Here is a 19,881-nt window from a genome sequence, read left to right as displayed (position 1 = left end):
TTGTGCACAGAAAACCCCCAGCTAGGCTGGGGGTTCCGGAAAGCTTTCAGCTTTGGGCCAGTTATTAAAACCCCTTTTGATTTGTTAAAACACCTTGCGGTCTGGCAACTGCAAGGGTTAAACAAGAAATCAAAAGGGGGTCCCAATGGGGGACGAAAAGAGCTTAGCGCACACCCGATGGAACTGTAAATATCACATAGTTTTTGCGCCCAAATACCGAAGACAAGCATTCTACGGGGAGAAACGTAGGGCGATAGGCAGCATCTTAAGAAAGCTGTGTGAGTGGAAAAACGTGCGGATCCTGGAAGCGGAATGCTGTGCAGATCATATCCATATGCTTGTGGAAATCCCGCCCAAAATGAGCGTATCCGGTTTTATGGGTTATCTGAAAGGTAAAAGCAGTCTGATGTTGTATGAGCAGTTTGGTGATATGAAGTTTAAATACAGGAACAGGGAGTTCTGGTGTCGTGGGTATTACGTAGATACGGTGGGTAAGAACACGGCAAGGATACAGGAATACATAAAGCACCAGCTTGCAGAGGATAAAATGGGCGAGCAGTTATCGATCCCTTATCCGGGTAGCCCGTTTACGGGCCGTAAGTAACGAAGTCTGATGCAAATGTCAGATCGTATGCGCCTGTTAGGGCGCGGCTGGTAACAGAGCCTTATAGGCGCATCAGAAAAACCTCCGGCTATGCCGGAGGATATTTATTATGTTCAATGCTGACTTTCATCAGAGCGCTGGATCGCGAGATGAAAATGAATGTGTGAATAATATGTTTTATTTATAACAATAAATTAACTGAGAGGTTTTATCATGATTTCTGCGAGTGCCCTGAACTCAGAACTCATTAATAAAATCGCACAGGATTTTGCACAGGCCACCAGTCTGGCTGTTGTGGTTGTCAATATTCACGGTGATGAAATTTCTGAGCTTTTTAATTTCACTCCTTTTTGCCAGTTGATGCGCCAGCATCCTCAGCATAGTACGCGTTGTCGTATGAGCGACCGCTGTGGAGGGTTGGAAGCCTCTAAATCCGATCAACCCTGCATTTATCGCTGCCATGCCGGGCTTACCGATTTCTCAATTCCGCTGGTCATCGCGGGACACCTGGTAGGGTTCGTGCTTTGTGGACAAGTACGCTTAAGTAACGATGTAGGCCTCGTTGATATTCTGAACGTCGATGACCGCTGGCAAGCCGATCCCGAACTGGTCAACGAGTTCCGTAATGTACCTGAAATGGACTATTCTCGAGTCATTGCTTCAGCGGATTTACTCAAGCTCATCGTCGAAAATTGCCTTAAGAAACAACTTAATTTTGTTGTTATCAAAGATAACCCGCAGCAGTCAGAGCCGGTACGCGCTAACCGTAGTACCAACCCTCATGACAGTAAAATGAAAAAAGCCCTGCGCTATATTGATGCACATTTATCAGACGATCTGCGTCTGGAGGATGTTGCCTCTCATGTTTTCCTTAGCCCGTACTATTTCAGCAAATTGTTCAAAAAATATCAGGGTATTGGTTTTAACGCATGGGTAAACCAGCAAAGAATGGCCAGTGCCAAAGAGCTGCTTTGTCACAGTGACTGGAGTATAGCCAGCATTGCGCGTAATTTAGGCTTTTCGCAAACAAGTTATTTTTGCAAAGTTTTCCGCCAGACCTATCAGGTTACGCCGCAGGCATTTCGCCAGCAAATAAATGTCATTTCACGTGGTGAATCCGCTTAAATAGCAATATTTTGCTATTGCCGATTTTTGATATAGGGCGCTATGTTAGTCATTATAAAATGAAATGTGACAACAGCAGTCAATAAATTGTCATAGCGCAACAAAATAATGGTATTAGAGGGATAAACTGCACCAGTTTTTATTTTTGTGATGAGATACAGTGTCTGTGTGAATGACTTTCTTTATTCTTAGCTGATACTTTCATTCAAAAAGTGAACGTATGAATAAGTGGGTTAAGGCCAGAAAATTGGCTGAATGAACTCGGAAAGATATTAAATTGAATTATTGTCATGAGGTCGTGAATTTACCTCATAACAGAGAGCTTAATTAACCAGGCTCTTGAACTGACAGGTTTGCCACATTTGTGGTAGGGAAGGGGGTGAGAATCCCCCGCAGCCCCCGCTGCTGTGATGCTGACGACCCCGTATGGACCACTGATCGCAAGATTGGGAAGGACGGGTGAGGATGACGCTAAGCCAGAAGACCTGCCTGTCAGTGACTACCAACAACTTCGGTGGGAAGTGGGTGGTTCAGATGCATACAGTCGAGAGACTGGGTATCTCTACACCCCTACCACCCTGAACAGGATCAGGGTATGGCGGCCAATTTTCACGCATTTGTTCTTGCAGGTACCGGAAGCGGCTGTGGTAAAACCACGGTGACGCTGGGCTTGTTGAGCTTGTTGAAAAAACGCGGTTTGCGCGTCCAGCCTTGCAAAGTAGGTCCTGATTACCTTGATACCGGCTGGCATACAGCGGTATGCGGTACCGCTTCCCGCAATCTTGATAGCTTCATGCTTCCCGTCCCCACGCTGAACGCTCTATTCAACGAGCAGATGCAACATGCGGATATCGCCGTTATTGAAGGTGTTATGGGGCTGTATGACGGCTATGGTACCGACCCAAACTACTGCAGCACCGCCGCGATGGCTAAACAGTTAGGCTGTTCGGTCATCTTACTGGTTGATGGCAAAGCCGTTTCCACTTCAATCGCCGCCACGGTAATGGGTTTTCAGCATTTTGATTCCACCCTGAACATCGCCGGGGTTATTGTTAATCGGGTTAACAGCGAAACGCATTACCAGTTACTGAAAGTCGCAATCGAACGATACTGCGATGTACCCGTCTTGGGCTACGTACCCCGTATGGAGGGTGTTGCCCTTCCCGAACGTCATCTGGGTTTAGTAACCGCACGTGAGTCGGTTATCAATCAGCAACCGTGGCAGGCTTTTGCCGCGACGCTGGAGCAAACCCTTGATATCGACGCGCTTCTGACATTAAGCCAGTCAACCAATCTTCCTGCTGGCGAATGGCCCGCGCTTCCTGCCGCAGACGCCGGAGCAGGGCTAACGGTTGCCATTGCCGATGACGAAGCCTTCAACTTCTACTACCCGGATAACATTACGCTGCTGGAACGTACGGGACTAAATATTGTTCGTTTTAGCCCGTTGCACGACACCTGTTTACCGGACTGTCAGATGATCTGGTTAGGTGGCGGATATCCTGAGCTACACGCTGCGGCGCTGGCTCGCAATGTCTCGATGCTGAATCAACTGCGAGAGGCTCATCAACGTGGCGTCGCGATTTATGCAGAGTGCGGCGGGCTGATGTATCTCGGCAGTTCGCTTGAGGACAGCAACGGCGATATCTGGCCGATGGCGGATATCATTCCCGGCCACAGCAAAATGGGGAAACGTCTGACCCGATTTGGCTACTGCGAAGCGCAGGCCGCGCAGCAAACATTGTTAGCTGCAGAAGGCGAAGTGCTGCGCGGGCATGAATTCCACTATTCCGATTTTACCCCTGAAACGCCAGCGGTGATGAACTGTCGCAAAGTGCGCGATGGTAAAACGCTGCAAGCCTGGTCCGGCGGCTGGCAGGTCGGAAACACCTTTGCCAGCTATCTACACGTTCATTTTGCTCAACGTCCGCAGATGCTTAACCATTGGCTGGCAGCCGCGAGGAGTGCGCTATGACGATCCTTGCATGGTGTGTTGCCTGGCTGCTTGATTTTATCATCGGCGATCCGCAGAACTGGCCACATCCGGTGCGCTGGATTGGCAATCTGATTTCTGCCGTGCAGCGAGTTATTCGGCGTTATTGCCATAGCGACCGTGCGCTGCGCATCGGCGGCGCGGTGATGTGGGTTGTGGTGGTTGGTCTGACCTGGGCTGTGTCCTGGGGCGTGCTGGCACTGGCAGAATCTATTCATCCCTGGTTGGGGTGGGTGGTAGAGGTATGGATGATCTTTACCGTGCTGGCCGGACGCTGCCTGGCAAAGGCCGCGCAGGATGTCGAACGTCCGCTACGGGCCGGTGACCTTGCTGTGAGTCGGGAAAAATTGTCATGGATTGTGGGGCGTGATACCTCACAGCTGCAACCGCAGCAGATCAATCGCGCGGTGGTGGAAACCGTGGCTGAAAACACCGTAGACGGCATTATCGCGCCGTTGTTCTTTCTCCTCCTCGGCGGTGCGCCCCTGGCGATGGCCTACAAAGCGGTAAACACCCTTGACTCCATGGTGGGTTACAAACATGAAAAATACCGCGCTATTGGTATGGTCAGCGCGCGTCTGGACGATGTCGCGAACTTTATTCCTGCAAGACTGAGCTGGCTGCTGCTGGGCGTGGCGGCATTTTTATGCCGTAAAGACGGCTCGCGAGCTTTACAGATTGGCTGGCGCGATCGCTACAACCACAGCAGCCCAAACTGTGCGTGGTCAGAGGCATCTGTAGCCGGGGCATTAGGCATTCGGCTGGGTGGTCCTAATGACTACTTTGGCGAGCGCGTTGAGAAACCGTGGATCGGTGATGCTCAACGCGACATTTCGGTAGACGACATTTCCCATACGATTCGACTGATGTGGGTGGCATCGACGCTGGCACTGGCGCTGTTTATTGCGCTGCGGTGGCTGTGGGTCGGTGTAGCCTGAGGACAACATAATGCAATACATCCAGCAACCCCAGGCGATTGAAGCCAAAAGTTTCGACATTATTGGCGAGATCATCCGTGAAACCCGTCCGGACTATCAGTTTGCCAGTCCGTTACATGAAGCCATTATCAAGCGGGTTATTCACACGACGGCAGATTTCGACTGGCTGGACATTCTGTGGTTTTCCAGTGATGTGCTGGAGCAGTTTTGTGCGGCGCTTAGCCGTTCGAGCGTGATTTACACCGATACCACGATGGCGCTTTCCGGGATCAATAAAACGCTGCTGGCAAAATTCGGCGGTGAATGCCGCTGCTACATCAGCGACCCGCGGGTTGTGCGTACGGCAAAAGAGCAGGGTATTACCCGGTCCATGGCGGCAGTCGACATTGCGGTGAAGGAAGAGGGGGAAAAGCTGTTTGTCTTTGGCAACGCGCCGACTGCGCTGTTCCGCCTGCTTGAGCATGATGTTGCCGTCAGCGGTGTGGTGGGTGTACCGGTCGGGTTCGTTGGTGCTGAAGAGTCGAAAGATGCCCTGACCCAAAGCAATTTGCCCGCCATTGCAGCGTTAGGCCGCAAAGGGGGAAGCAATGTCGCCGCCGCTATCGTCAACGCCATGCTTTATCACATGCAGGGGGCGCGATGAGCGAGGCCTTCGATACACCGGTGTGGCACAACGGTAAAGCGCTGCGTAAAGGATATACCACGGGATCGTGCGCCACGGCGGCGGCAAAAGTTGCCGCGTTGATGGTATTGCGCCAACACCTCATCCATCAGGTTTCCATCGTGACGCCTTCCGGGGTGACGCTGTGCCTGAACGTGGAGTCACCGCATATCGAAGGGCAGCAGGCAATAGCGGCCATCCGCAAAGACGGTGGAGATGATGTGGACGCCACTCACGGCATGCTGATTTTTGCCCGCGTGACGTTAGACGATAGCGGCGTGATTGCCTTACAGGGCGGTGAAGGGGTCGGTACGGTAACCCGCAAAGGGATTGGCCTGCCGGTGGGCAGTTCGGCGATTAACCGTACACCTCGCCAGACCATTGAATCAGCTGTCCGCGAAGCGATTGGCCCAAATCGTGGGGCGCAGATTGAAATCTTCGCGCCAGAAGGCGAAGAACGGGCGCAAAAAACCTACAACTCTCGCCTTGGCATTCTTGGCGGCATTTCGATTATCGGCACCACGGGTATTGTCACGCCGATGTCAGAAGAGAGCTGGAAGCGTTCACTGTCGCTTGAGCTGGAAATTAAGCGGGCGGCAGGGCTGGAGCGTGTTGTACTGGTGCCGGGAAACCACGGCGAGCGTTTTGTGCGCGAGCAGATGGGTATCGACACCCAGGTTGTGGTCACCATGAGCAACTTTGTCGGTTACATGATTGAAGAAGCTGTACGTCTGGGGTTCCGGCAAATCGTACTGGTGGGGCACCCCGGCAAGCTCGTCAAAATCGCGGCGGGGATTTTCCATACCCATAGCCATATTGCCGATGCCCGCATGGAAACGCTGGTGGCTCACCTCGCGCTACTTGGCGCACCGCTGGAACTGCTGACGTTGGTCAGCGAGTGCGATACCACCGAAGCGGCGATGGAACATATCGACGCGTACGGTTTCCAGCATATTTATGACCATCTGGCTCAGCGCATTTGTATGCGTGTCCTGCAAACGCTGCGCTTTACCAAAAATCCCCCGACCTGCGATGCCATCATGTTTTCTTTTGATAATCAGGTTCTTGGCAGTAATCGTCCGGTCGCAGAGATTGCTGAGGAGATGCAATGTTAACCGTTGTAGGGATGGGCCCCGCCGGTTTGCATTTGATGACGCCTGCGGCACGAGAAGCGGTCGCGACGGCGGATGTTCTGGTCGGTGGAAAGCGGCATTTGCAGCAATTCCCGGATTTTGCCGGTGAACAGTTTGCTCTTGGCGCCAATATCCCGGAACTCCTGAGCTGGATTAGCGCGCACCAGGAGAAGCATGTTGTGGTACTGGCGTCTGGCGATCCCCTGTTTTACGGCATCGGGACGCGCATGGTGGCGCATTTTGGTATTGAGAATGTGCGGATTATTCCCGGCATTAGTGCGGTGCAGTACCTGTGCGCGCAGTCCGGTATTGATATGAACGATATGTGGCTGACCAGTAGCCATGGCCGCAGCGTCTGTTTTGATGAGCTGGCGCGACATAACAAGGTGGCGATGGTGACTGATGCGCTGTGTGGCCCGCGTGAAATCGCGCAGCAGCTCATTGCCCGAGGCAAGGGGCATCGCTGGATGGTGATTGGCGAAAACCTGGCGATGGAAAACGAACAGATCCATTTCCTGCCTGTGCGTGAAGTTAACGCTGACTATGACATGAATGCAGTGGTGATCCTTGATGAAAGATGAGCTGTTTCTGCGTGGAGAGAAAGTGCCGATGACCAAAGAAGCGGTACGCGCACTTGCCCTCTCAAAACTTGAATTACACCGCGCCAGTCACCTGATTGATATTGGTGCCGGAACCGGCAGCGTGTCGATAGAAGCCGCGTTGCAATATCCCGGATTACGTGTAACGGCCATCGAACGTAACCCGGCGGCGCTCAGGTTGCTGGATGAAAACCGCCAGCATTTTGCCTGCGCAAATATCGATATTTTTCCCGGCGTTGCTCCCATGACCATCGCTGAAAAAGCCGATGCCATTTTTATGGGCGGCAGCGGCGGCCATCTGACCGAACTAATTGACTGGTCGATGCGCCAATTGCATCCCGCAGGGCGTCTGGTAATGACGTTTATCCTCCAGGAAAACCTCAACACCGCGCTGGCACATCTGGATCATCTTGGCGTACAGGGAGTGGATTGCCTGCAGCTACAGGTTTCCTCGCTTACCACGCTTGGCAATGGTCACTATTTTAAACCGAATAACCCCGTATTTGTTATCGCCTGTCAGAAGGAAGGAAACCATGTCTGAGATTTTTGATCCCCGTAGCGTGTGGTTTGTTGGCGCAGGTCCTGGCGATCGCGAGCTGATTACCCTCAAAGGTTACCGGTTGCTGCAGCAGGCGCAGGTTGTTATCTACGCCGGATCGCTGATTAACACTGAATTGCTGGAGTATTGCCCTGCCGGTGCTGAATGTCACGACAGTGCCGAACTGCATCTGGAGCAGATCCTTGATCTGATGGAAGCCGGAGTGAAAGCGGGCAAGACCGTTGTGCGCCTGCAAACCGGCGATGTCTCGTTGTACGGTTCCGTACGCGAGCAGGGTGAGGAGCTGACCAAACGCGGGATTGACTGGCAGGTGGTCCCCGGCGTCAGCGCGTTCCTCGGCGCGGCGGCGGAGCTGGGCGTTGAGTATACCGTGCCCGAAGTTTCACAGAGCCTGATCATTACGCGCCTGGAAGGCCGCACCCCGGTACCAGAGCGTGAACAGCTGGAGTCTTTTGCCAGCCATCAGACATCAATGGCGATTTATCTTTCCGTCCAGCGTATTCATCGGGTGGCCGAGCGTCTTATTGAAGGCGGCTATCCGGCGACCACGCCCGTGGCGGTGATCTATAAAGCAACTTGGCCGGAAAGCCAGACCGTGCGCGGGACCCTGGCGGATATTGGCGACAAGGTTCGCGATGCGGGCATCCGTAAAACGGCCCTTATTCTGGTCGGTAATTTCCTGGGCTCGGAGTATCACTACTCCAAACTCTATGCGGCGGACTTTAGCCATGAATACCGTAAAGCCTGAGTCAATTGCGCTTTTTTGCCTGACTCCTGGCGGCGTTGTGCTGGCGAAACGTCTGGCAGCCATGCTGCCGGTTACCTGTTTTACCAGTGAAAAGCTGCTGGAGGAGGGGTTTATTCCCTTTGAAAACGGCTTTGCGAATACCGCCCGCGAAGCGTTTACGAATTACTCGGCGCTGATTTTTATCGGTGCGACCGGTATTGCGGTGCGCGTACTGGCCCCGCTGGTCAACGACAAGTTTTGCGATCCGGCGGTGGTGGTCATTGATGAACGTGCCCAGCATGTCATCAGCCTGCTCTCCGGTCACGCGGGCGGTGCCAATGCGTTGGCGCGTTATCTGGCGGGCATGTTGGGCGCTGACCCGGTTATCACTACCGCGACGGATGTGAACGATATGGCGGCACTGGATACGCTGGCATTTCAACTGAATGCCCGGATGAGTGATTTCCGTTCGGCGGTGAAGATCGTGAACCAGATGCTGGTCAGCAATAAGCGGGTTGGTTTGTGGTGGGATGACGAACTGACGCAGGATGTCAGCCATTGCGACCGGCGCGGATTTATCACGGTTACCGATCTCAACCAGCTCCCTGAACTGGATGCGTTGGTGTGCATCACCTTACGCACCAATTTACCTGACCTGCCTGTTCCGCACTGGAAGTTGGTGCCACAGCGCGTTGTAGCCGGAATCGGCTGTCGCCGTGATACGCCGTTCCCTCTGCTGGCCGCGCTGCTTGCCCGGCAGCTCGAAGCCCAACAGCTCGATCCGTTGGCGCTAAAAGCGATTGGCAGCATCACGCTGAAAAAAGATGAACAGGGACTTATCCAACTGGCTTCGTGCTGCCGCGTTCCTTTCGAAACCTTTACCGCTGACGCGCTGCGTGAGCATGAGCACCGTTTTCCAGCCTCATCGTTTGTTCGCAAAACGGTGGGTACAGGAAGCGTTTCCGGTCCTGCAGCCTGGCTGTTGAGCCACGGAAAACTGTTAGGCGAGACCCTGCGAGAACAGGGCGTCACTATCACTTTGGGAGTTTCACACTGATGTTAAGCGTAATTGGAATTGGCCCTGGCTCGCAGGCAATGATGACCATGGAAGCCGTTGAAGCACTGCAGGCAGCGGAAATCATCGTTGGCTATAAAACCTACACCCATCTGGTAAAAGCGTTCACGGGTGACAAGCAGGTGATCAAAACCGGAATGTGCAAAGAGATTGAACGCTGCCAGGCAGCGATCGAACTGGCACAGGCGGGTCACAACGTGGCGCTGATCAGTAGCGGTGACGCGGGGATTTACGGTATGGCCGGGCTGGTGCTCGAACTGGTCAGCAAGCAAAAGCTGGATGTTGAGGTCAGGCTAATACCTGGCATGACCGCTAGTATTGCCGCGGCCTCTTTGCTGGGTGCGCCGCTGATGCACGACTTCTGCCACATCAGCTTAAGCGATCTGTTAACGCCATGGCCGGTTATCGAAAAACGCATCGTTGCTGCCGGTGAGGCAGACTTTGTTATCTGTTTCTACAACCCGCGCAGTCGGGGTCGCGAAGGTCATCTGGCGCGCGCATTTGAGCTGCTTTCCGCCAGCAAAAGCGCACAAACGCCGGTTGGTATTGTGAAGTCTGCCGGACGTAAAAAGCAGGAAAAATGGTTAACCACGCTCGGTGAAATGGATTTCGAACCGGTTGATATGACCAGCCTTGTGATCGTGGGTAACAAAACAACCTATGTTCAGGACGGCCTGATGATCACGCCACGAGGTTATGTGCTGTGAATTACGGTGATGTGCTGGTCATGGGCGGTACGAGCGATGCGCGCATGCTGTGCCAGCAACTGGATGCGGCAAACGTGGCCTACACCCTGTCAGTTGCAACCCCAACAGGGAAACAACTGGCGGGAGACATCAAAGGCCAGGTGCGCTGCGGGCGTCTGGAGCGCGAACAAATGATTGCCTGGCTACAGGAAAATCGGACGCGCTGGGTGATCGATGCCTCGCATCCGTACGCCGAGGTGGTGAGCCGCAACATCATGAGCGCCTGCGAAGCGGCGGGCGTACTGCTGAGCCGCTACCAGCGTCCTGAGCAGTTGAGTGGTTTAACTCACCCGCACCTGTATACCGTACAAAGCATTCAGCAAGCCTGTGAGTTGGCGCGACGCTTCGGCGATCGTGTGCTGCTGACGACCGGCAGTAAAGATCTGGCTATCTGGCGCGAAGGGTTGCCTGAAAAAACGCTGCTGGCGCGCGTTCTGCCTGTTCCTGAGGTCATTCAGCAATGCGCGGATCTGGGATTTGGCGTCGGTGAAATCTTCGCACTGTGCGGACCGTTTAGCGCCGAGTTCAACGCTGCGTTTTATCGCCAGTGCCAGGCTGATGTGGTGATCACCAAAGCATCTGGCGCTGAAGGTGGTTATCAGGAAAAGGTTCAACCCTGTCTGGATGCCGGAATCCCCTGCATCGTGATTACACGTCCGGCACCGTTGGTGACGGGAGAAGAGTTACTGGAAAGTCAGGCCGCCTTTGGGGCGCGTTTAACGCGCTGGCTGGCCACTGCTTAAGGAGTTTGAGATGAAAAAGGCGCTTCTGGTGGTCAGCTTTGGCACCAGCTATCACGACACCTGCGAGAAAAATATCGTGGCCTGTGAGCGCGATCTTGCAGCTAGCTGCCCTGACCGCGACCTGTTCCGGGCGTTTACCTCCGGGATGATAATCCGCAAGCTCAAGCAGCGCGACGGCATTGAAATCGACACGCCGCTGCAGGCGCTGCAAAAACTGGCGGAGCAGGGGTATCAGGATGTGGCTATTCAGTCGCTGCACATTATTAATGGTGACGAATACGAAAAAATTGTCCGCGAAGTGCAAAGTATGCGTCCGCTGTTTTCACGCCTGACGCTGGGTGTACCGCTGCTGAGCAGCCATGAAGATTACGCACAGTTGATGCTGGCGCTGCAACAGCAGATGCCGGCGCTTGGCGAAAGTGAAAAAGTGGTCTTTATGGGACACGGCGCCAGCCACCATGCTTTTGCCGCCTATGCCTGTCTCGACCATATGATGACAGCGCAGCGCTACCCGGCGCGGGTCGGCGCGGTGGAAAGCTACCCGGAAGTAGATGTGTTAATTGACAGTTTGTCTCAGGAAGGGGTGACGGCGGTGCATCTGATGCCGCTGATGTTAGTCGCTGGCGACCATGCCATCAACGATATGGCCTCCGACGAAGATGATTCCTGGAAAACGTTGTTCAATGCAGCAGGGATACCGGCTACGCCGTGGCTTAGTGGTCTGGGTGAGAACCCAGCGGTTCGCGCCATGTTCGTGGCACATTTACAGCAGGCGCTTAATGTGGCGCTGGAGGAAGCAGCATGAGCGGAAAACTGTATGCACTGAGCACCGGGCCAGGTGCTTCCGACTTGATTACCGTGCGTGCCGCACGCACGCTGGGCGAGCTGGATATTCTCTATGCGCCTGCCGGGCGTAAAGGCGGCGACAGTCTGGCATTGTCGATTGTACGTGAGTATATCGGTGAACAGACCGAAGTCCGCTGCTGCCATTTTCCTATGAGTGCCGATAGCGCTGAAAAAGAGGCCGTCTGGGATGAAGTTGCTGCCGCGCTGGTTCAGGAAGTCGAGGCCGGTAAGCAGGTGGGGTTTATCACTCTCGGCGATGCGATGCTGTTCAGCACCTGGGTCTTTTTACTTCAGCGTATTGGTTGTCCTGACTGGCTGGAAATCGTTCCTGGCGTCACGTCTTTCGCCGCGATTGCCGCGCGTTCCAAAACGCCGCTCGCTATGGAACAGCAGTCACTGGCGGTGGTCTCCTGTACCGCACCGGAAGCGGAAATCCAGCAGGCATTAAAACAGCATGACAGTCTGGTGTTGATGAAAGTGTACGGTCGTTTTGCGCGTATTAAAGCGCTGCTACAACAAGAGGGTTTGTTGGACTGTGCATTAATGATGTCTGAAGCCACGCTGCCGGGTGAACAGTGCTGGCGTCATCTCGATGAGGTGAGCGACGATCAGCCGCTGCCTTATTTCTCGACCATTCTGGTCAATAAACAGTGGGAGTATGCACAATGAAGCTTGAACAACAGCTAAAACAGCTGTCTTTCAGCGGGTTGGCTGCGGCGCTATTACTGATGATTGTTCCTGAACAAGCGTTCGCCATGCACATTATGGAAGGTTTCTTGCCGCCGATGTGGGCGCTGGCCTGGTGGCTGCTGTTTTTACCCTGCCTGTGGTACGGACTGGTACGTCTGCGCCAAATCGTGCAGGAGGATAACCACCAGAAGGTTTTGCTGGCCCTGTGTGGCGCTTTTATTTTTGTGCTGTCGGCGCTGAAAATTCCTTCCGTTACTGGAAGCTGCTCACATCCTACCGGTGTAGGCCTGGCGGTTATCCTGTTTGGACCGGGCGTGGTTGCCATCCTTGGGGCGATTGTCCTGCTGTTCCAGGCTCTACTGCTGGCACACGGTGGTTTAACGACGCTCGGCGCGAACGGCATGTCGATGGCGGTAATTGGCCCGGTAGTGGGTTACATGGTGTGGAAAATGGCCTGCCGCGCCGGATTGCGTCGTGATGTCTGCGTCTTCCTGTGTGCGATGCTGGCGGATCTCGTCACCTATTTTGTGACTTCTGTACAGTTGGGCGTTGCGTTCCCGGATCCCTCTGCTGGCGCTACCGGCTCAATCATTAAGTTCATGGGGATTTTCTGCCTGACGCAGATCCCAATTGCGATTGCGGAAGGGTTACTTACCGTGCTGATTTACGATCAGCTAACCAAACGCCAGTTGATAACCGCACAAGGGCATTAACGATGAAAAAGACGCTGATTATATTGGGCATGGTAGTGGCGCTGGTGATCCTGCCGTTCTTTATCAACCACGGTGGGGAGTACGGCGGTTCAGATGGTGAGGCGGAAAGCCAGATTCAGGCTATTGCCCCGCATTATGAGCCCTGGTTCCAACCGTTGTATGAACCCGCAAGCGGTGAAATTGAAAGTCTGCTGTTTACACTCCAGGGATCGCTGGGCGCAGCTGTGATTTTCTATATCCTGGGTTACACCAAGGGTAGGCAACGCCGTGATGACCGGGCTTGACAGGCTTAGCTATCAAAGCCGTTGGGTTCATGTCTCGCCGGTGCGGAAATTTCTGCTCTGGCTGGTGATGATGATTCTGGCGTTTACTCTGCCCCCATTGGGGCAGGGTATTGAGCTTTTACTTATTGCCGCGCTGAGCTGCTGGCTGCTGCGTATTTCCTTCTGGCGCTGGTGCCGTTGGATGGCATTACCGTTTGGTTTTCTCACGGTTGGCGTGGTGACCATTTTGTTTAGCATCAGCCGCGATCCACAGACGCTGTTGGCCAGCATACCTGTGGGAAGTTACTGGTTGGGGATCAGTGCACCAGGTCTGGTAACCGCCAATGAAACCTTCTGGCGCAGCCTTGCCGCGCTGGCGGCAACTTTCTGGCTGGTGCTGAATCTGCCGTTTCCGCAATTAATTATCTTACTCAAACGCGCGCACGTTCCTCGCCTGCTAACTGAGCAGATCCTGCTGACCTGGCGGTTTATTTTTATCCTGTTAGACGAGGCGCTGGCTATTCATCGCGCACAAACGCTGCGTTTTGGTTATCGTAGCTTGCCGTTGGGCTACCGCTCTCTGGCAATGCTGGTGGGATTGCTGTTTACCCGCGTGTTGATCCGCTACCAGCAAATGACCACCACACTGGATATCAAACTGTATCAGGGTGATTTTCACCTGTAAGGAAAAGTATGCTTGCCACCTCAGCGCTTTGGTTTCGCTATCAGGATGACCCGATCCTCAAAGGGCTAACGCTTGATTTTTCGACGCATGCCGTCACCGGACTGGTAGGCGCTAATGGCTGCGGGAAATCTACGCTGTTCATGAACCTGAGTGGTTTACTGCGCCCACAGCAAGGCGCGGTGATGTGGCAGGGCAAACCGCTGGATTACAGCAAGCGCGGCCTGCTGGCGCTGCGTCAACAGGTGGCAACGGTATTTCAGGATCCCGACCAGCAAATCTTTTATACCGATATCGACAGCGATATCGCCTTTAGCCTGCGCAATCTTGGGGTGGATGAAGCTGAAATCGCTCGGCGCGTGGAAGATGCGCTTACGCTGGTCGACGCCCAGCATTTTCGCCATCAGCCCATTCAGTGTTTAAGCCATGGGCAAAAAAAACGTGTAGCAATTGCCGGGGCGTTGGTGTTGCAGGCGCAGTATCTGCTGCTGGATGAACCTACTGCGGGCCTCGACCCGTCAGGCCGCACGCAGATGATTGAGATAATCAAACGCATCGTTGCGCAAGGAAACCACGTCGTAATTTCCAGCCATGATATCGATCTTATCTATGAAGTCAGCGATGCGGTGTACGTTTTACGCCGGGGCGAAGTGCTCACGCACGGTACGCCAGGCGACGTTTTCGCCCGTACGGATCTTATTGAACAAGCGGGATTAACTCAGCCCTGGCTGGTGAAGTTGCATACAGAGTTGGGCTTCCCGCTGTGTAAAACAGAGGCTGAATTTTTTAGCTGTATGCGAGAGAACGCACTGAAGGAGGCGTCATGACGCAGGCAATAATGTTGCAGGGAACGGCATCTGATGTGGGTAAAAGCGTATTGGTCGCCGGGCTGTGTCGTATTTTTTATCAGGATGGACTGCATACCGCGCCGTTCAAATCGCAGAACATGGCGCTGAACTCTGGCATTACGCCAGAGGGAAAAGAAATGGGCCGCGCGCAAATTTTTCAGGCCGAAGCCGCAGGCATTACGCCAGATGTGCGTATGAACCCGGTGCTGCTTAAACCGACCAGCGATCGAAAAGCGCAGGTAGTGCTGATGGGTAAAGTGGCAACCGATATGGACGCGGTGAGTTACCACGAGTACAAGCCACGTCTGCGGGAACAGATCCTGTCAGTTTATAACAGCCTGGCGCAGGAGTTCGATGTGCTGGTGCTGGAAGGAGCGGGGAGTCCGGCAGAGATTAACCTGCGCGATCGCGATATCGTCAATATGGGTATGGCCGAGATGGCGCAGTGCCCTGTCGTTTTGGTGGCGGATATCGATCGTGGCGGGGTGTTCGCCTCCATTTACGGCACGCTGGCGCTGCTGCACGATCACGAACGCGCACGGGTAAAAGGGGTGATCATCAACAAGTTTCGCGGTGATGTGACGCTGCTGCACTCCGGTATCGAGCAAATTGAAGCGCTGACCGGCGTTCCGGTACTGGGCGTGATGCCATGGCTGGATGTTGATCTGGAAGATGAAGATGGCGTTGCGCTGCAAAAGGGCAAGTATTTGCGCACTGACAAACGCGACATCGATATCGCCGTTGTTCAAATACCGCACATTTCTAACTTTACTGATTTCAATGCGCTTGCTGCGCAGCCGGATGTGCGCGTGCGCTATGTTCGCCAGCCTGAAGAGCTGGTGGGAGCCGATCTGGTGATTTTGCCGGGCAGCAAAAATACCCTTGGCGATCTGGTATGGCTGCGTGAAAGTGGGATGGCGCATGGCGTCGTGCAATTACATCGTAATAACGTACCGGTGGTTGGGATTTGTGGCGGCTATCAAATGCTCGGCGACACTATCATTGATGAAGTAGAGTCGGGCCTCGGTACGTTGCCGGGTCTGGGCTTACTCAATACAGTCACCCATTTTGCCCAGCACAAAACCACGACCCTGGTTGAGGGACAAATGTCTTCATCGCTGCCTGACTGGCTGGCGGGCACAGCGGGGTTATCCGTTCGCGGTTATGAAATTCATATGGGCGAAACAGCATTAACTGATGAATGCCGGTCGGTGATGACGCTGCACAAAGACGGCGGCAGCGTTGTTGACGGCGCGGTTACTCCGGATGGTCTGGCGTTCGGCACTTATCTTCACGGTCTTTTCGACAGCGATGATTTCACCCGTGCGTTGGTCAATGGCCTGCGAGAACGTAAAGGGTTAGCTCCGCTGGATTCCACCTTCCATTACGCGCAATATAAATCGCAGCAGTTTGATCTGCTGGCGGATGCGATGCGGCAACACATCGATATTGAAAAAATTTATACCATCATGCAGCAACACCGGGAGCCAGTATGATGATTCTGGTTACTGGTGGCGCGCGAAGCGGTAAGAGTCGGCATGCGGAAGCGCTGATCGCTGATTCCCCAAACGTTTTGTATATCGCGACTTCGCAGATTTTTGATGAGGAGATGGCTGAGCGAATTCAGCATCATCGCGATGGACGTCCTGCGCACTGGCGGACAGCCGAACGTTGGCAACATCTTGATGAACTGATCACGGACATGAACGATCCTCAGGAAGCTATTCTGCTGGAATGCATCACCACGATGGTGACCAACTTGCTGTTTGCGCTGGGCGGTGAAAGCGATCCGGACAGCTGGGATTACGCGGCGATGGAGCAGTCTATCGAAGGTGAAATCCGTTCGCTGATCGCAGCCTGTCAGCGCTGCCCGGCAAAGATCGTATTGGTCACTAACGAAGTGGGAATGGGGATTGTGCCGGAGAACCGTCTGGCGCGGCATTTTCGTGATATTGCAGGACGCGTGAACCAGCGACTGGCGGCGGCAGCTGATGAGGTCTGGCTGGTGGTATCAGGAATTGGAGTCAAAATTAAATGAGTAAGTTGTTCTGGGCAATGCTCTCTTTTATCAGTCGCTTGCCCGTTCCTGCTCGCTGGTCGCAAGGACTGGATTTCGAGCACTATTCCCGCGGTATTGTAATGTTTCCCCTGATTGGCGTCGTGTTGGGAGGGCTGACGGGGCTGGTCTTTATGGCGCTCCAGCCCTGGTGCGGTATTCCGTTGGCGGCCCTTTTTGCGGTGTTGACACTGGCATTGCTGACCGGGGGATTTCATCTGGATGGTCTGGCGGATACCTGTGACGGCATTTTTTCGGCGCGCCGACGCGAGCGGATGCTGGAAATCATGCGCGACAGTCGTCTGGGCACCCACGGTGGACTGGCGTTAATTTTCGTTTTACTGGCGAAGGTACTGGTGGTGAGTGAACTGGCTTTGCGTGGCACGCCGATGCTGGCCGCGCTGGCAGCGGCATGTGTCGCCGGGCGAGGAACGGCGGTGTTGCTGATGTATCGGCATCGCTATGCCCGCGAAGAAGGGCTGGGCAACGTTTTTATTGGCAAAGTCACCGGGCGTCAAACCTGCGTTACGTTGGGATTAGCGGCGATCCTTGCCGCCGTGCTACTTCCTGGCATGCGCGGCGTGGCAGCGCTGGTTGTCACAATAGTGGCGATTTTTATTCTTGGGCAGTTATTAAAACGCACGTTGGGTGGGCAAACCGGCGATACGCTGGGCGCTGCCATTGAACTTGGCGAGTTGATTTTCTTGCTGGCTCTGCTCTGAGTCAGCCCACATACTGGAACCCTTATGCAGACTTTAACCTCTTTACTCCGCACGATCCCATCACCCGACAGTGCCGCGATGCTGCGTGCACAGCAGCATATTGACGGCTTGCTTAAGCCGCCGGGAAGTTTAGGGCGACTCGAATCTCTCGCCGTACAATTGGCCGGGATGCCTGGCCTGAAGGGTGTGCCGCATGTGAATGGCAAAGCGATGCTGGTGATGTGCGCCGATCACGGCGTGTGGGATGAAGGGGTTGCCGTTTCGCCTAAAGTTGTTACGGCTATACAGGCTGCCAATATGACGCGTGGAACGACCGGTGTCTGCGTCCTGGCCGCTCAGGCTGGGGCGAAGGTTCATGTGATAGATGTTGGGATTGATGCTGAACCTATTCCCGGTGTGGTGAATATGCGTGTGGCACGCGGCTGCGGCAATATAGCCGAAGGCCCGGCAATGAGCCGTTCGCAGGCCGAGGAGCTGTTGCTGGAAGTCATCCGCTATACCCATGAACTGGCAAAAGACGGTGTAACGCTGTTTGGCGTCGGGGAGCTTGGTATGGCAAATACTACACCTGCGGCGGCCATTGTTAGCGTTCTGACCGGCAGTGATGCTGAGGAAGTCGTGGGTATTGGCGCTAACCTTCCTCTTTCTCGGGTGGGGAATAAGGTAGACGTTGTGCGCCGGGCAATTGCCGTCAATCAACCGGATCGCCATGACGGTGTCGATGTGCTGGCTAAGGTTGGCGGGTTTGATCTTGTCGGTATGGCGGGGGTGATGCTGGGGGCGGCCTCCTGTGGTCTGCCTGTGGTGCTGGACGGTTTTCTTTCGTATTCTGCTGCTCTGGCGGCCAGCCAGATTGCACCACAAATTAAACCCTACTTAATTCCGTCACACTTCTCCGCTGAGAAGGGCGCCCGCACCGCGCTGGCGCATCTTGAATTGGATCCTTATCTGAATATGGGGATGCGTTTAGGCGAAGGTAGCGGGGCCGCGTTGGCGATGCCGATTATTGAAGCTGCCTGTGCGATGTACAAAAATATGGGGCAGCTCGCCGCCAGTAACATCGTGCTTCCAGATGGTAAGGAAGCGTAGTTACCGCTCAACCTGAACCTCGCCTGATGGCGAGGTTTTTTTATGCGCAAATATGTCGTAAGCCACTAAAACAGATAATAAAAGCTATACTTTACGGATATCTGTTGCGACGAAGGAAAGGAAAAAGATGCGTCGTGTAAAACTGCTTTGTTCACTCATTATGCTGCTTGCGAGTCAGGGAGCGCAGGCGGTGAGTTATCCGCTGCCGCCAGAGGGGAGTCGCCTGGTGGGTAGCACTTTGACTATTACGGTTCCACAAGGAAACACCAAGCCGCTGGAGGCATTTGCCGCTCAGTACGGGCAGGGGTTGAGCAATATGCTTGAAGCCAATCCGGGCGTCGATGTTTTTCTGCCTAAATCGGGTTCAACGCTGGTTGTGCCACAGCAACTGATACTTCCGGATACAGTGCGTGAGGGGATTGTCATCAACGTCGCCGAGATGCGGCTTTACTATTATCCTGCTGGCAGCAATACGGTTGAGGTTTTACCCATTGGCATTGGTCAGGCGGGTAGAGAAACGCCGCGTAACTGGGTGACAGCGGTAGAACGTAAGCAGGAAGCACCAAGCTGGACGCCGACGCCAAATACCCGACGTGAATACGCCGCTCGCGGGGAAAGCTTGCCGGCATTTGTTCCTGCCGGACCAGAAAATCCGATGGGCCTGTATGCAATTTATATTGGCAGGCTTTATGCCATTCACGGGACAAATGCCAATTTCGGTATTGGTCTGCGGGTAAGTCAGGGGTGCATCCGTTTGCGGAATGACGACATCAAGTACCTGTTTGATACGGTGCCTGTAGGGACGCGTGTACAATTAATTGACCGACCGGTGAAATACAGCGAAGAGCCGGACGGTAGTCGCTGGGTGGAAGTACATGAGCCGCTGTCACGAAACCGTTCGGAATACGAGTCTGACAGAAAGGTGCCTTTGCCAGTCACTCCCGCTTTGCGCACCTTTATCAGCGGGAATGACGTGGATGTGAGCCGCGGGAGCCAGGCGTTGGAAAGACGTTCCGGTATGCCGGTGAACATCAGCCTGGTACAGAAGCATTATTAATTTTCAGGGCGA

The 19,881-nt window shown here is 54.1% G+C and carries 24 protein-coding genes and 1 riboswitch; all 24 genes read left to right on the top strand.

Going from position 1 to position 19,881, the window contains the following annotated elements; translation table 11 throughout:
- On the top strand, positions 1 to 189 hold a 189-nt coding region (locus OGX90_RS03810), incomplete at its 5' end, for a hypothetical protein (protein WP_234662442.1).
- The gene (gene tnpA, locus OGX90_RS03805; RefSeq protein ID WP_057069660.1) at positions 146 to 604 is read left to right on the top strand and encodes an IS200/IS605 family transposase; all 459 of its coding nucleotides are present in this window, start codon (positions 146 to 148) and stop codon (positions 602 to 604) included. The genes OGX90_RS03810 and tnpA, both read left to right, overlap by 44 nt.
- 213 nt (positions 605 to 817) lie before the next feature.
- A complete protein-coding gene (pocR, locus tag OGX90_RS03800) occupies positions 818 to 1,729 on the top strand; it encodes a transcriptional regulator PocR (RefSeq protein ID WP_003834122.1) in 912 nt (303 codons plus the stop codon).
- A 332-nt stretch (positions 1,730 to 2,061) separates the two neighbouring features.
- A riboswitch (cobalamin riboswitch) is annotated at positions 2,062 to 2,236 on the top strand.
- Between the two features lie 88 nt (positions 2,237 to 2,324).
- Entirely contained in the window at positions 2,325 to 3,704 is a 1,380-nt protein-coding gene (locus OGX90_RS03795) for a cobyrinic acid a,c-diamide synthase CobB (protein ID WP_100272191.1), read from the top strand.
- Positions 3,701 to 4,660 carry an adenosylcobinamide-phosphate synthase CbiB gene (cbiB, locus tag OGX90_RS03790; protein WP_100272192.1) on the top strand — a complete coding sequence of 320 codons (960 nt, stop codon included), beginning with the start codon at positions 3,701 to 3,703 and terminating at the stop codon, positions 4,658 to 4,660. The genes OGX90_RS03795 and cbiB overlap by 4 nt, the downstream gene beginning before the upstream one ends.
- A 10-nt stretch (positions 4,661 to 4,670) precedes the next feature.
- Entirely contained in the window at positions 4,671 to 5,303 is a 633-nt protein-coding gene (locus OGX90_RS03785) for a cobalt-precorrin-8 methylmutase (protein ID WP_008785140.1), read from the top strand.
- Positions 5,300 to 6,436 (top strand): cobalt-precorrin-5B (C(1))-methyltransferase CbiD, encoded by a 1,137-nt coding sequence (gene cbiD / locus OGX90_RS03780; RefSeq protein WP_003030269.1) that lies wholly within the window; start codon positions 5,300 to 5,302, stop codon positions 6,434 to 6,436. The genes OGX90_RS03785 and cbiD overlap by 4 nt, the downstream gene beginning before the upstream one ends.
- Positions 6,430 to 7,035, top strand: a complete 606-nt coding sequence (locus tag OGX90_RS03775; RefSeq protein WP_003834111.1) for a cobalt-precorrin-7 (C(5))-methyltransferase — start codon at positions 6,430 to 6,432, stop codon at positions 7,033 to 7,035. The genes cbiD and OGX90_RS03775 overlap by 7 nt, the downstream gene beginning before the upstream one ends.
- Positions 7,025 to 7,594, top strand: coding sequence for a decarboxylating cobalt-precorrin-6B (C(15))-methyltransferase (locus OGX90_RS03770; RefSeq protein ID WP_008785138.1), 570 nt, complete (start codon positions 7,025 to 7,027; stop codon positions 7,592 to 7,594). Before OGX90_RS03775 ends, OGX90_RS03770 begins: the two co-directional genes overlap by 11 nt.
- Complete coding sequence (locus OGX90_RS03765) at positions 7,587 to 8,360, top strand: cobalt-precorrin-4 methyltransferase (RefSeq protein ID WP_003030275.1); 774 nt, start codon at positions 7,587 to 7,589, stop codon at positions 8,358 to 8,360. Before OGX90_RS03770 ends, OGX90_RS03765 begins: the two co-directional genes overlap by 8 nt.
- Positions 8,341 to 9,396 carry a cobalt-precorrin 5A hydrolase gene (gene cbiG, locus OGX90_RS03760; protein ID WP_003834107.1) on the top strand — a complete coding sequence of 352 codons (1,056 nt, stop codon included), beginning with the start codon at positions 8,341 to 8,343 and terminating at the stop codon, positions 9,394 to 9,396. The genes OGX90_RS03765 and cbiG overlap by 20 nt, the downstream gene beginning before the upstream one ends.
- Positions 9,396 to 10,121, top strand: a complete 726-nt coding sequence (locus OGX90_RS03755; protein ID WP_003030278.1) for a precorrin-3B C(17)-methyltransferase — start codon at positions 9,396 to 9,398, stop codon at positions 10,119 to 10,121. The genes cbiG and OGX90_RS03755 overlap by 1 nt, the downstream gene beginning before the upstream one ends.
- The gene (locus OGX90_RS03750; protein ID WP_008785136.1) at positions 10,118 to 10,903 is read left to right on the top strand and encodes a cobalt-precorrin-6A reductase; all 786 of its coding nucleotides are present in this window, start codon (positions 10,118 to 10,120) and stop codon (positions 10,901 to 10,903) included. Before OGX90_RS03755 ends, OGX90_RS03750 begins: the two co-directional genes overlap by 4 nt.
- A 10-nt stretch (positions 10,904 to 10,913) precedes the next feature.
- A complete protein-coding gene (gene cbiK, locus OGX90_RS03745; RefSeq protein ID WP_286623173.1) occupies positions 10,914 to 11,708 on the top strand; it encodes a sirohydrochlorin cobaltochelatase in 795 nt (264 codons plus the stop codon).
- The gene (locus OGX90_RS03740; protein WP_048216010.1) at positions 11,705 to 12,418 is read left to right on the top strand and encodes a cobalt-factor II C(20)-methyltransferase; all 714 of its coding nucleotides are present in this window, start codon (positions 11,705 to 11,707) and stop codon (positions 12,416 to 12,418) included. Before cbiK ends, OGX90_RS03740 begins: the two co-directional genes overlap by 4 nt.
- The gene (cbiM, locus tag OGX90_RS03735; RefSeq protein ID WP_003834098.1) at positions 12,415 to 13,152 is read left to right on the top strand and encodes a cobalt ECF transporter S component CbiM; all 738 of its coding nucleotides are present in this window, start codon (positions 12,415 to 12,417) and stop codon (positions 13,150 to 13,152) included. The genes OGX90_RS03740 and cbiM overlap by 4 nt, the downstream gene beginning before the upstream one ends.
- A gap of 2 nt (positions 13,153 to 13,154) precedes the next feature.
- Positions 13,155 to 13,436, top strand: a complete 282-nt coding sequence (locus OGX90_RS03730; protein ID WP_003030289.1) for an energy-coupling factor ABC transporter substrate-binding protein — start codon at positions 13,155 to 13,157, stop codon at positions 13,434 to 13,436.
- On the top strand, positions 13,423 to 14,100 hold the full coding sequence (locus tag OGX90_RS03725; RefSeq protein ID WP_003834087.1) for an energy-coupling factor ABC transporter transmembrane protein: 678 nt from the start codon (positions 13,423 to 13,425) through the stop codon (positions 14,098 to 14,100). Before OGX90_RS03730 ends, OGX90_RS03725 begins: the two co-directional genes overlap by 14 nt.
- Before the next feature lie 8 nt (positions 14,101 to 14,108).
- Positions 14,109 to 14,924, top strand: coding sequence for an energy-coupling factor ABC transporter ATP-binding protein (locus tag OGX90_RS03720; RefSeq protein ID WP_003839037.1), 816 nt, complete (start codon positions 14,109 to 14,111; stop codon positions 14,922 to 14,924).
- Positions 14,921 to 16,441: a cobyric acid synthase gene (locus tag OGX90_RS03715; RefSeq protein ID WP_286623172.1), complete on the top strand. Its 1,521-nt coding sequence runs from the start codon at positions 14,921 to 14,923 to the stop codon at positions 16,439 to 16,441. Before OGX90_RS03720 ends, OGX90_RS03715 begins: the two co-directional genes overlap by 4 nt.
- Positions 16,438 to 16,983, top strand: coding sequence for a bifunctional adenosylcobinamide kinase/adenosylcobinamide-phosphate guanylyltransferase (gene cobU, locus OGX90_RS03710; RefSeq protein ID WP_286623170.1), 546 nt, complete (start codon positions 16,438 to 16,440; stop codon positions 16,981 to 16,983). Before OGX90_RS03715 ends, cobU begins: the two co-directional genes overlap by 4 nt.
- Positions 16,980 to 17,723, top strand: a complete 744-nt coding sequence (gene cobS, locus OGX90_RS03705; protein ID WP_003834082.1) for an adenosylcobinamide-GDP ribazoletransferase — start codon at positions 16,980 to 16,982, stop codon at positions 17,721 to 17,723. Before cobU ends, cobS begins: the two co-directional genes overlap by 4 nt.
- 24 nt (positions 17,724 to 17,747) lie before the next feature.
- Positions 17,748 to 18,812, top strand: coding sequence for a nicotinate-nucleotide--dimethylbenzimidazole phosphoribosyltransferase (cobT, locus tag OGX90_RS03700; RefSeq protein WP_008785130.1), 1,065 nt, complete (start codon positions 17,748 to 17,750; stop codon positions 18,810 to 18,812).
- Positions 18,813 to 18,939: 127 nt separating this feature from the next.
- Complete coding sequence (ldtA, locus tag OGX90_RS03695; protein ID WP_008785129.1) at positions 18,940 to 19,869, top strand: L,D-transpeptidase; 930 nt, start codon at positions 18,940 to 18,942, stop codon at positions 19,867 to 19,869.
- Positions 19,870 to 19,881 lie beyond the last annotated feature (12 nt).

This window comes from Citrobacter sp. Cpo012, from assembly GCF_030333015.1.
GTDB lineage: Bacteria > Pseudomonadota > Gammaproteobacteria > Enterobacterales > Enterobacteriaceae > Citrobacter > Citrobacter portucalensis.
Note: the sequence above shows the minus strand (reverse complement) of the source record. Positions and strands in the feature narration are given on the sequence as shown.

What these genes read in the sequence shown, in the direction of transcription:
- tnpA (WP_057069660.1), top strand. Translation starts at nt 146, where the DNA reads ATGGGGGACGAAAAGAGCTTAGCGCACACCCGATGGAACTGTAAATAT.
- pocR (WP_003834122.1), top strand. Translation starts at nt 818, where the DNA reads ATGATTTCTGCGAGTGCCCTGAACTCAGAACTCATTAATAAAATCGCA.
- OGX90_RS03795 (WP_100272191.1), top strand. Translation starts at nt 2,325, where the DNA reads ATGGCGGCCAATTTTCACGCATTTGTTCTTGCAGGTACCGGAAGCGGC.
- cbiB (WP_100272192.1), top strand. Translation starts at nt 3,701, where the DNA reads ATGACGATCCTTGCATGGTGTGTTGCCTGGCTGCTTGATTTTATCATC.
- OGX90_RS03785 (WP_008785140.1), top strand. Translation starts at nt 4,671, where the DNA reads ATGCAATACATCCAGCAACCCCAGGCGATTGAAGCCAAAAGTTTCGAC.
- cbiD (WP_003030269.1), top strand. Translation starts at nt 5,300, where the DNA reads ATGAGCGAGGCCTTCGATACACCGGTGTGGCACAACGGTAAAGCGCTG.
- OGX90_RS03775 (WP_003834111.1), top strand. Translation starts at nt 6,430, where the DNA reads ATGTTAACCGTTGTAGGGATGGGCCCCGCCGGTTTGCATTTGATGACG.
- OGX90_RS03770 (WP_008785138.1), top strand. Translation starts at nt 7,025, where the DNA reads ATGAAAGATGAGCTGTTTCTGCGTGGAGAGAAAGTGCCGATGACCAAA.
- OGX90_RS03765 (WP_003030275.1), top strand. Translation starts at nt 7,587, where the DNA reads ATGTCTGAGATTTTTGATCCCCGTAGCGTGTGGTTTGTTGGCGCAGGT.
- cbiG (WP_003834107.1), top strand. Translation starts at nt 8,341, where the DNA reads ATGAATACCGTAAAGCCTGAGTCAATTGCGCTTTTTTGCCTGACTCCT.
- OGX90_RS03755 (WP_003030278.1), top strand. Translation starts at nt 9,396, where the DNA reads ATGTTAAGCGTAATTGGAATTGGCCCTGGCTCGCAGGCAATGATGACC.
- cbiK (WP_286623173.1), top strand. Translation starts at nt 10,914, where the DNA reads ATGAAAAAGGCGCTTCTGGTGGTCAGCTTTGGCACCAGCTATCACGAC.
- OGX90_RS03740 (WP_048216010.1), top strand. Translation starts at nt 11,705, where the DNA reads ATGAGCGGAAAACTGTATGCACTGAGCACCGGGCCAGGTGCTTCCGAC.
- cbiM (WP_003834098.1), top strand. Translation starts at nt 12,415, where the DNA reads ATGAAGCTTGAACAACAGCTAAAACAGCTGTCTTTCAGCGGGTTGGCT.
- OGX90_RS03730 (WP_003030289.1), top strand. Translation starts at nt 13,155, where the DNA reads ATGAAAAAGACGCTGATTATATTGGGCATGGTAGTGGCGCTGGTGATC.
- OGX90_RS03725 (WP_003834087.1), top strand. Translation starts at nt 13,423, where the DNA reads ATGACCGGGCTTGACAGGCTTAGCTATCAAAGCCGTTGGGTTCATGTC.
- OGX90_RS03720 (WP_003839037.1), top strand. Translation starts at nt 14,109, where the DNA reads ATGCTTGCCACCTCAGCGCTTTGGTTTCGCTATCAGGATGACCCGATC.
- OGX90_RS03715 (WP_286623172.1), top strand. Translation starts at nt 14,921, where the DNA reads ATGACGCAGGCAATAATGTTGCAGGGAACGGCATCTGATGTGGGTAAA.
- cobU (WP_286623170.1), top strand. Translation starts at nt 16,438, where the DNA reads ATGATGATTCTGGTTACTGGTGGCGCGCGAAGCGGTAAGAGTCGGCAT.
- cobS (WP_003834082.1), top strand. Translation starts at nt 16,980, where the DNA reads ATGAGTAAGTTGTTCTGGGCAATGCTCTCTTTTATCAGTCGCTTGCCC.
- cobT (WP_008785130.1), top strand. Translation starts at nt 17,748, where the DNA reads ATGCAGACTTTAACCTCTTTACTCCGCACGATCCCATCACCCGACAGT.
- ldtA (WP_008785129.1), top strand. Translation starts at nt 18,940, where the DNA reads ATGCGTCGTGTAAAACTGCTTTGTTCACTCATTATGCTGCTTGCGAGT.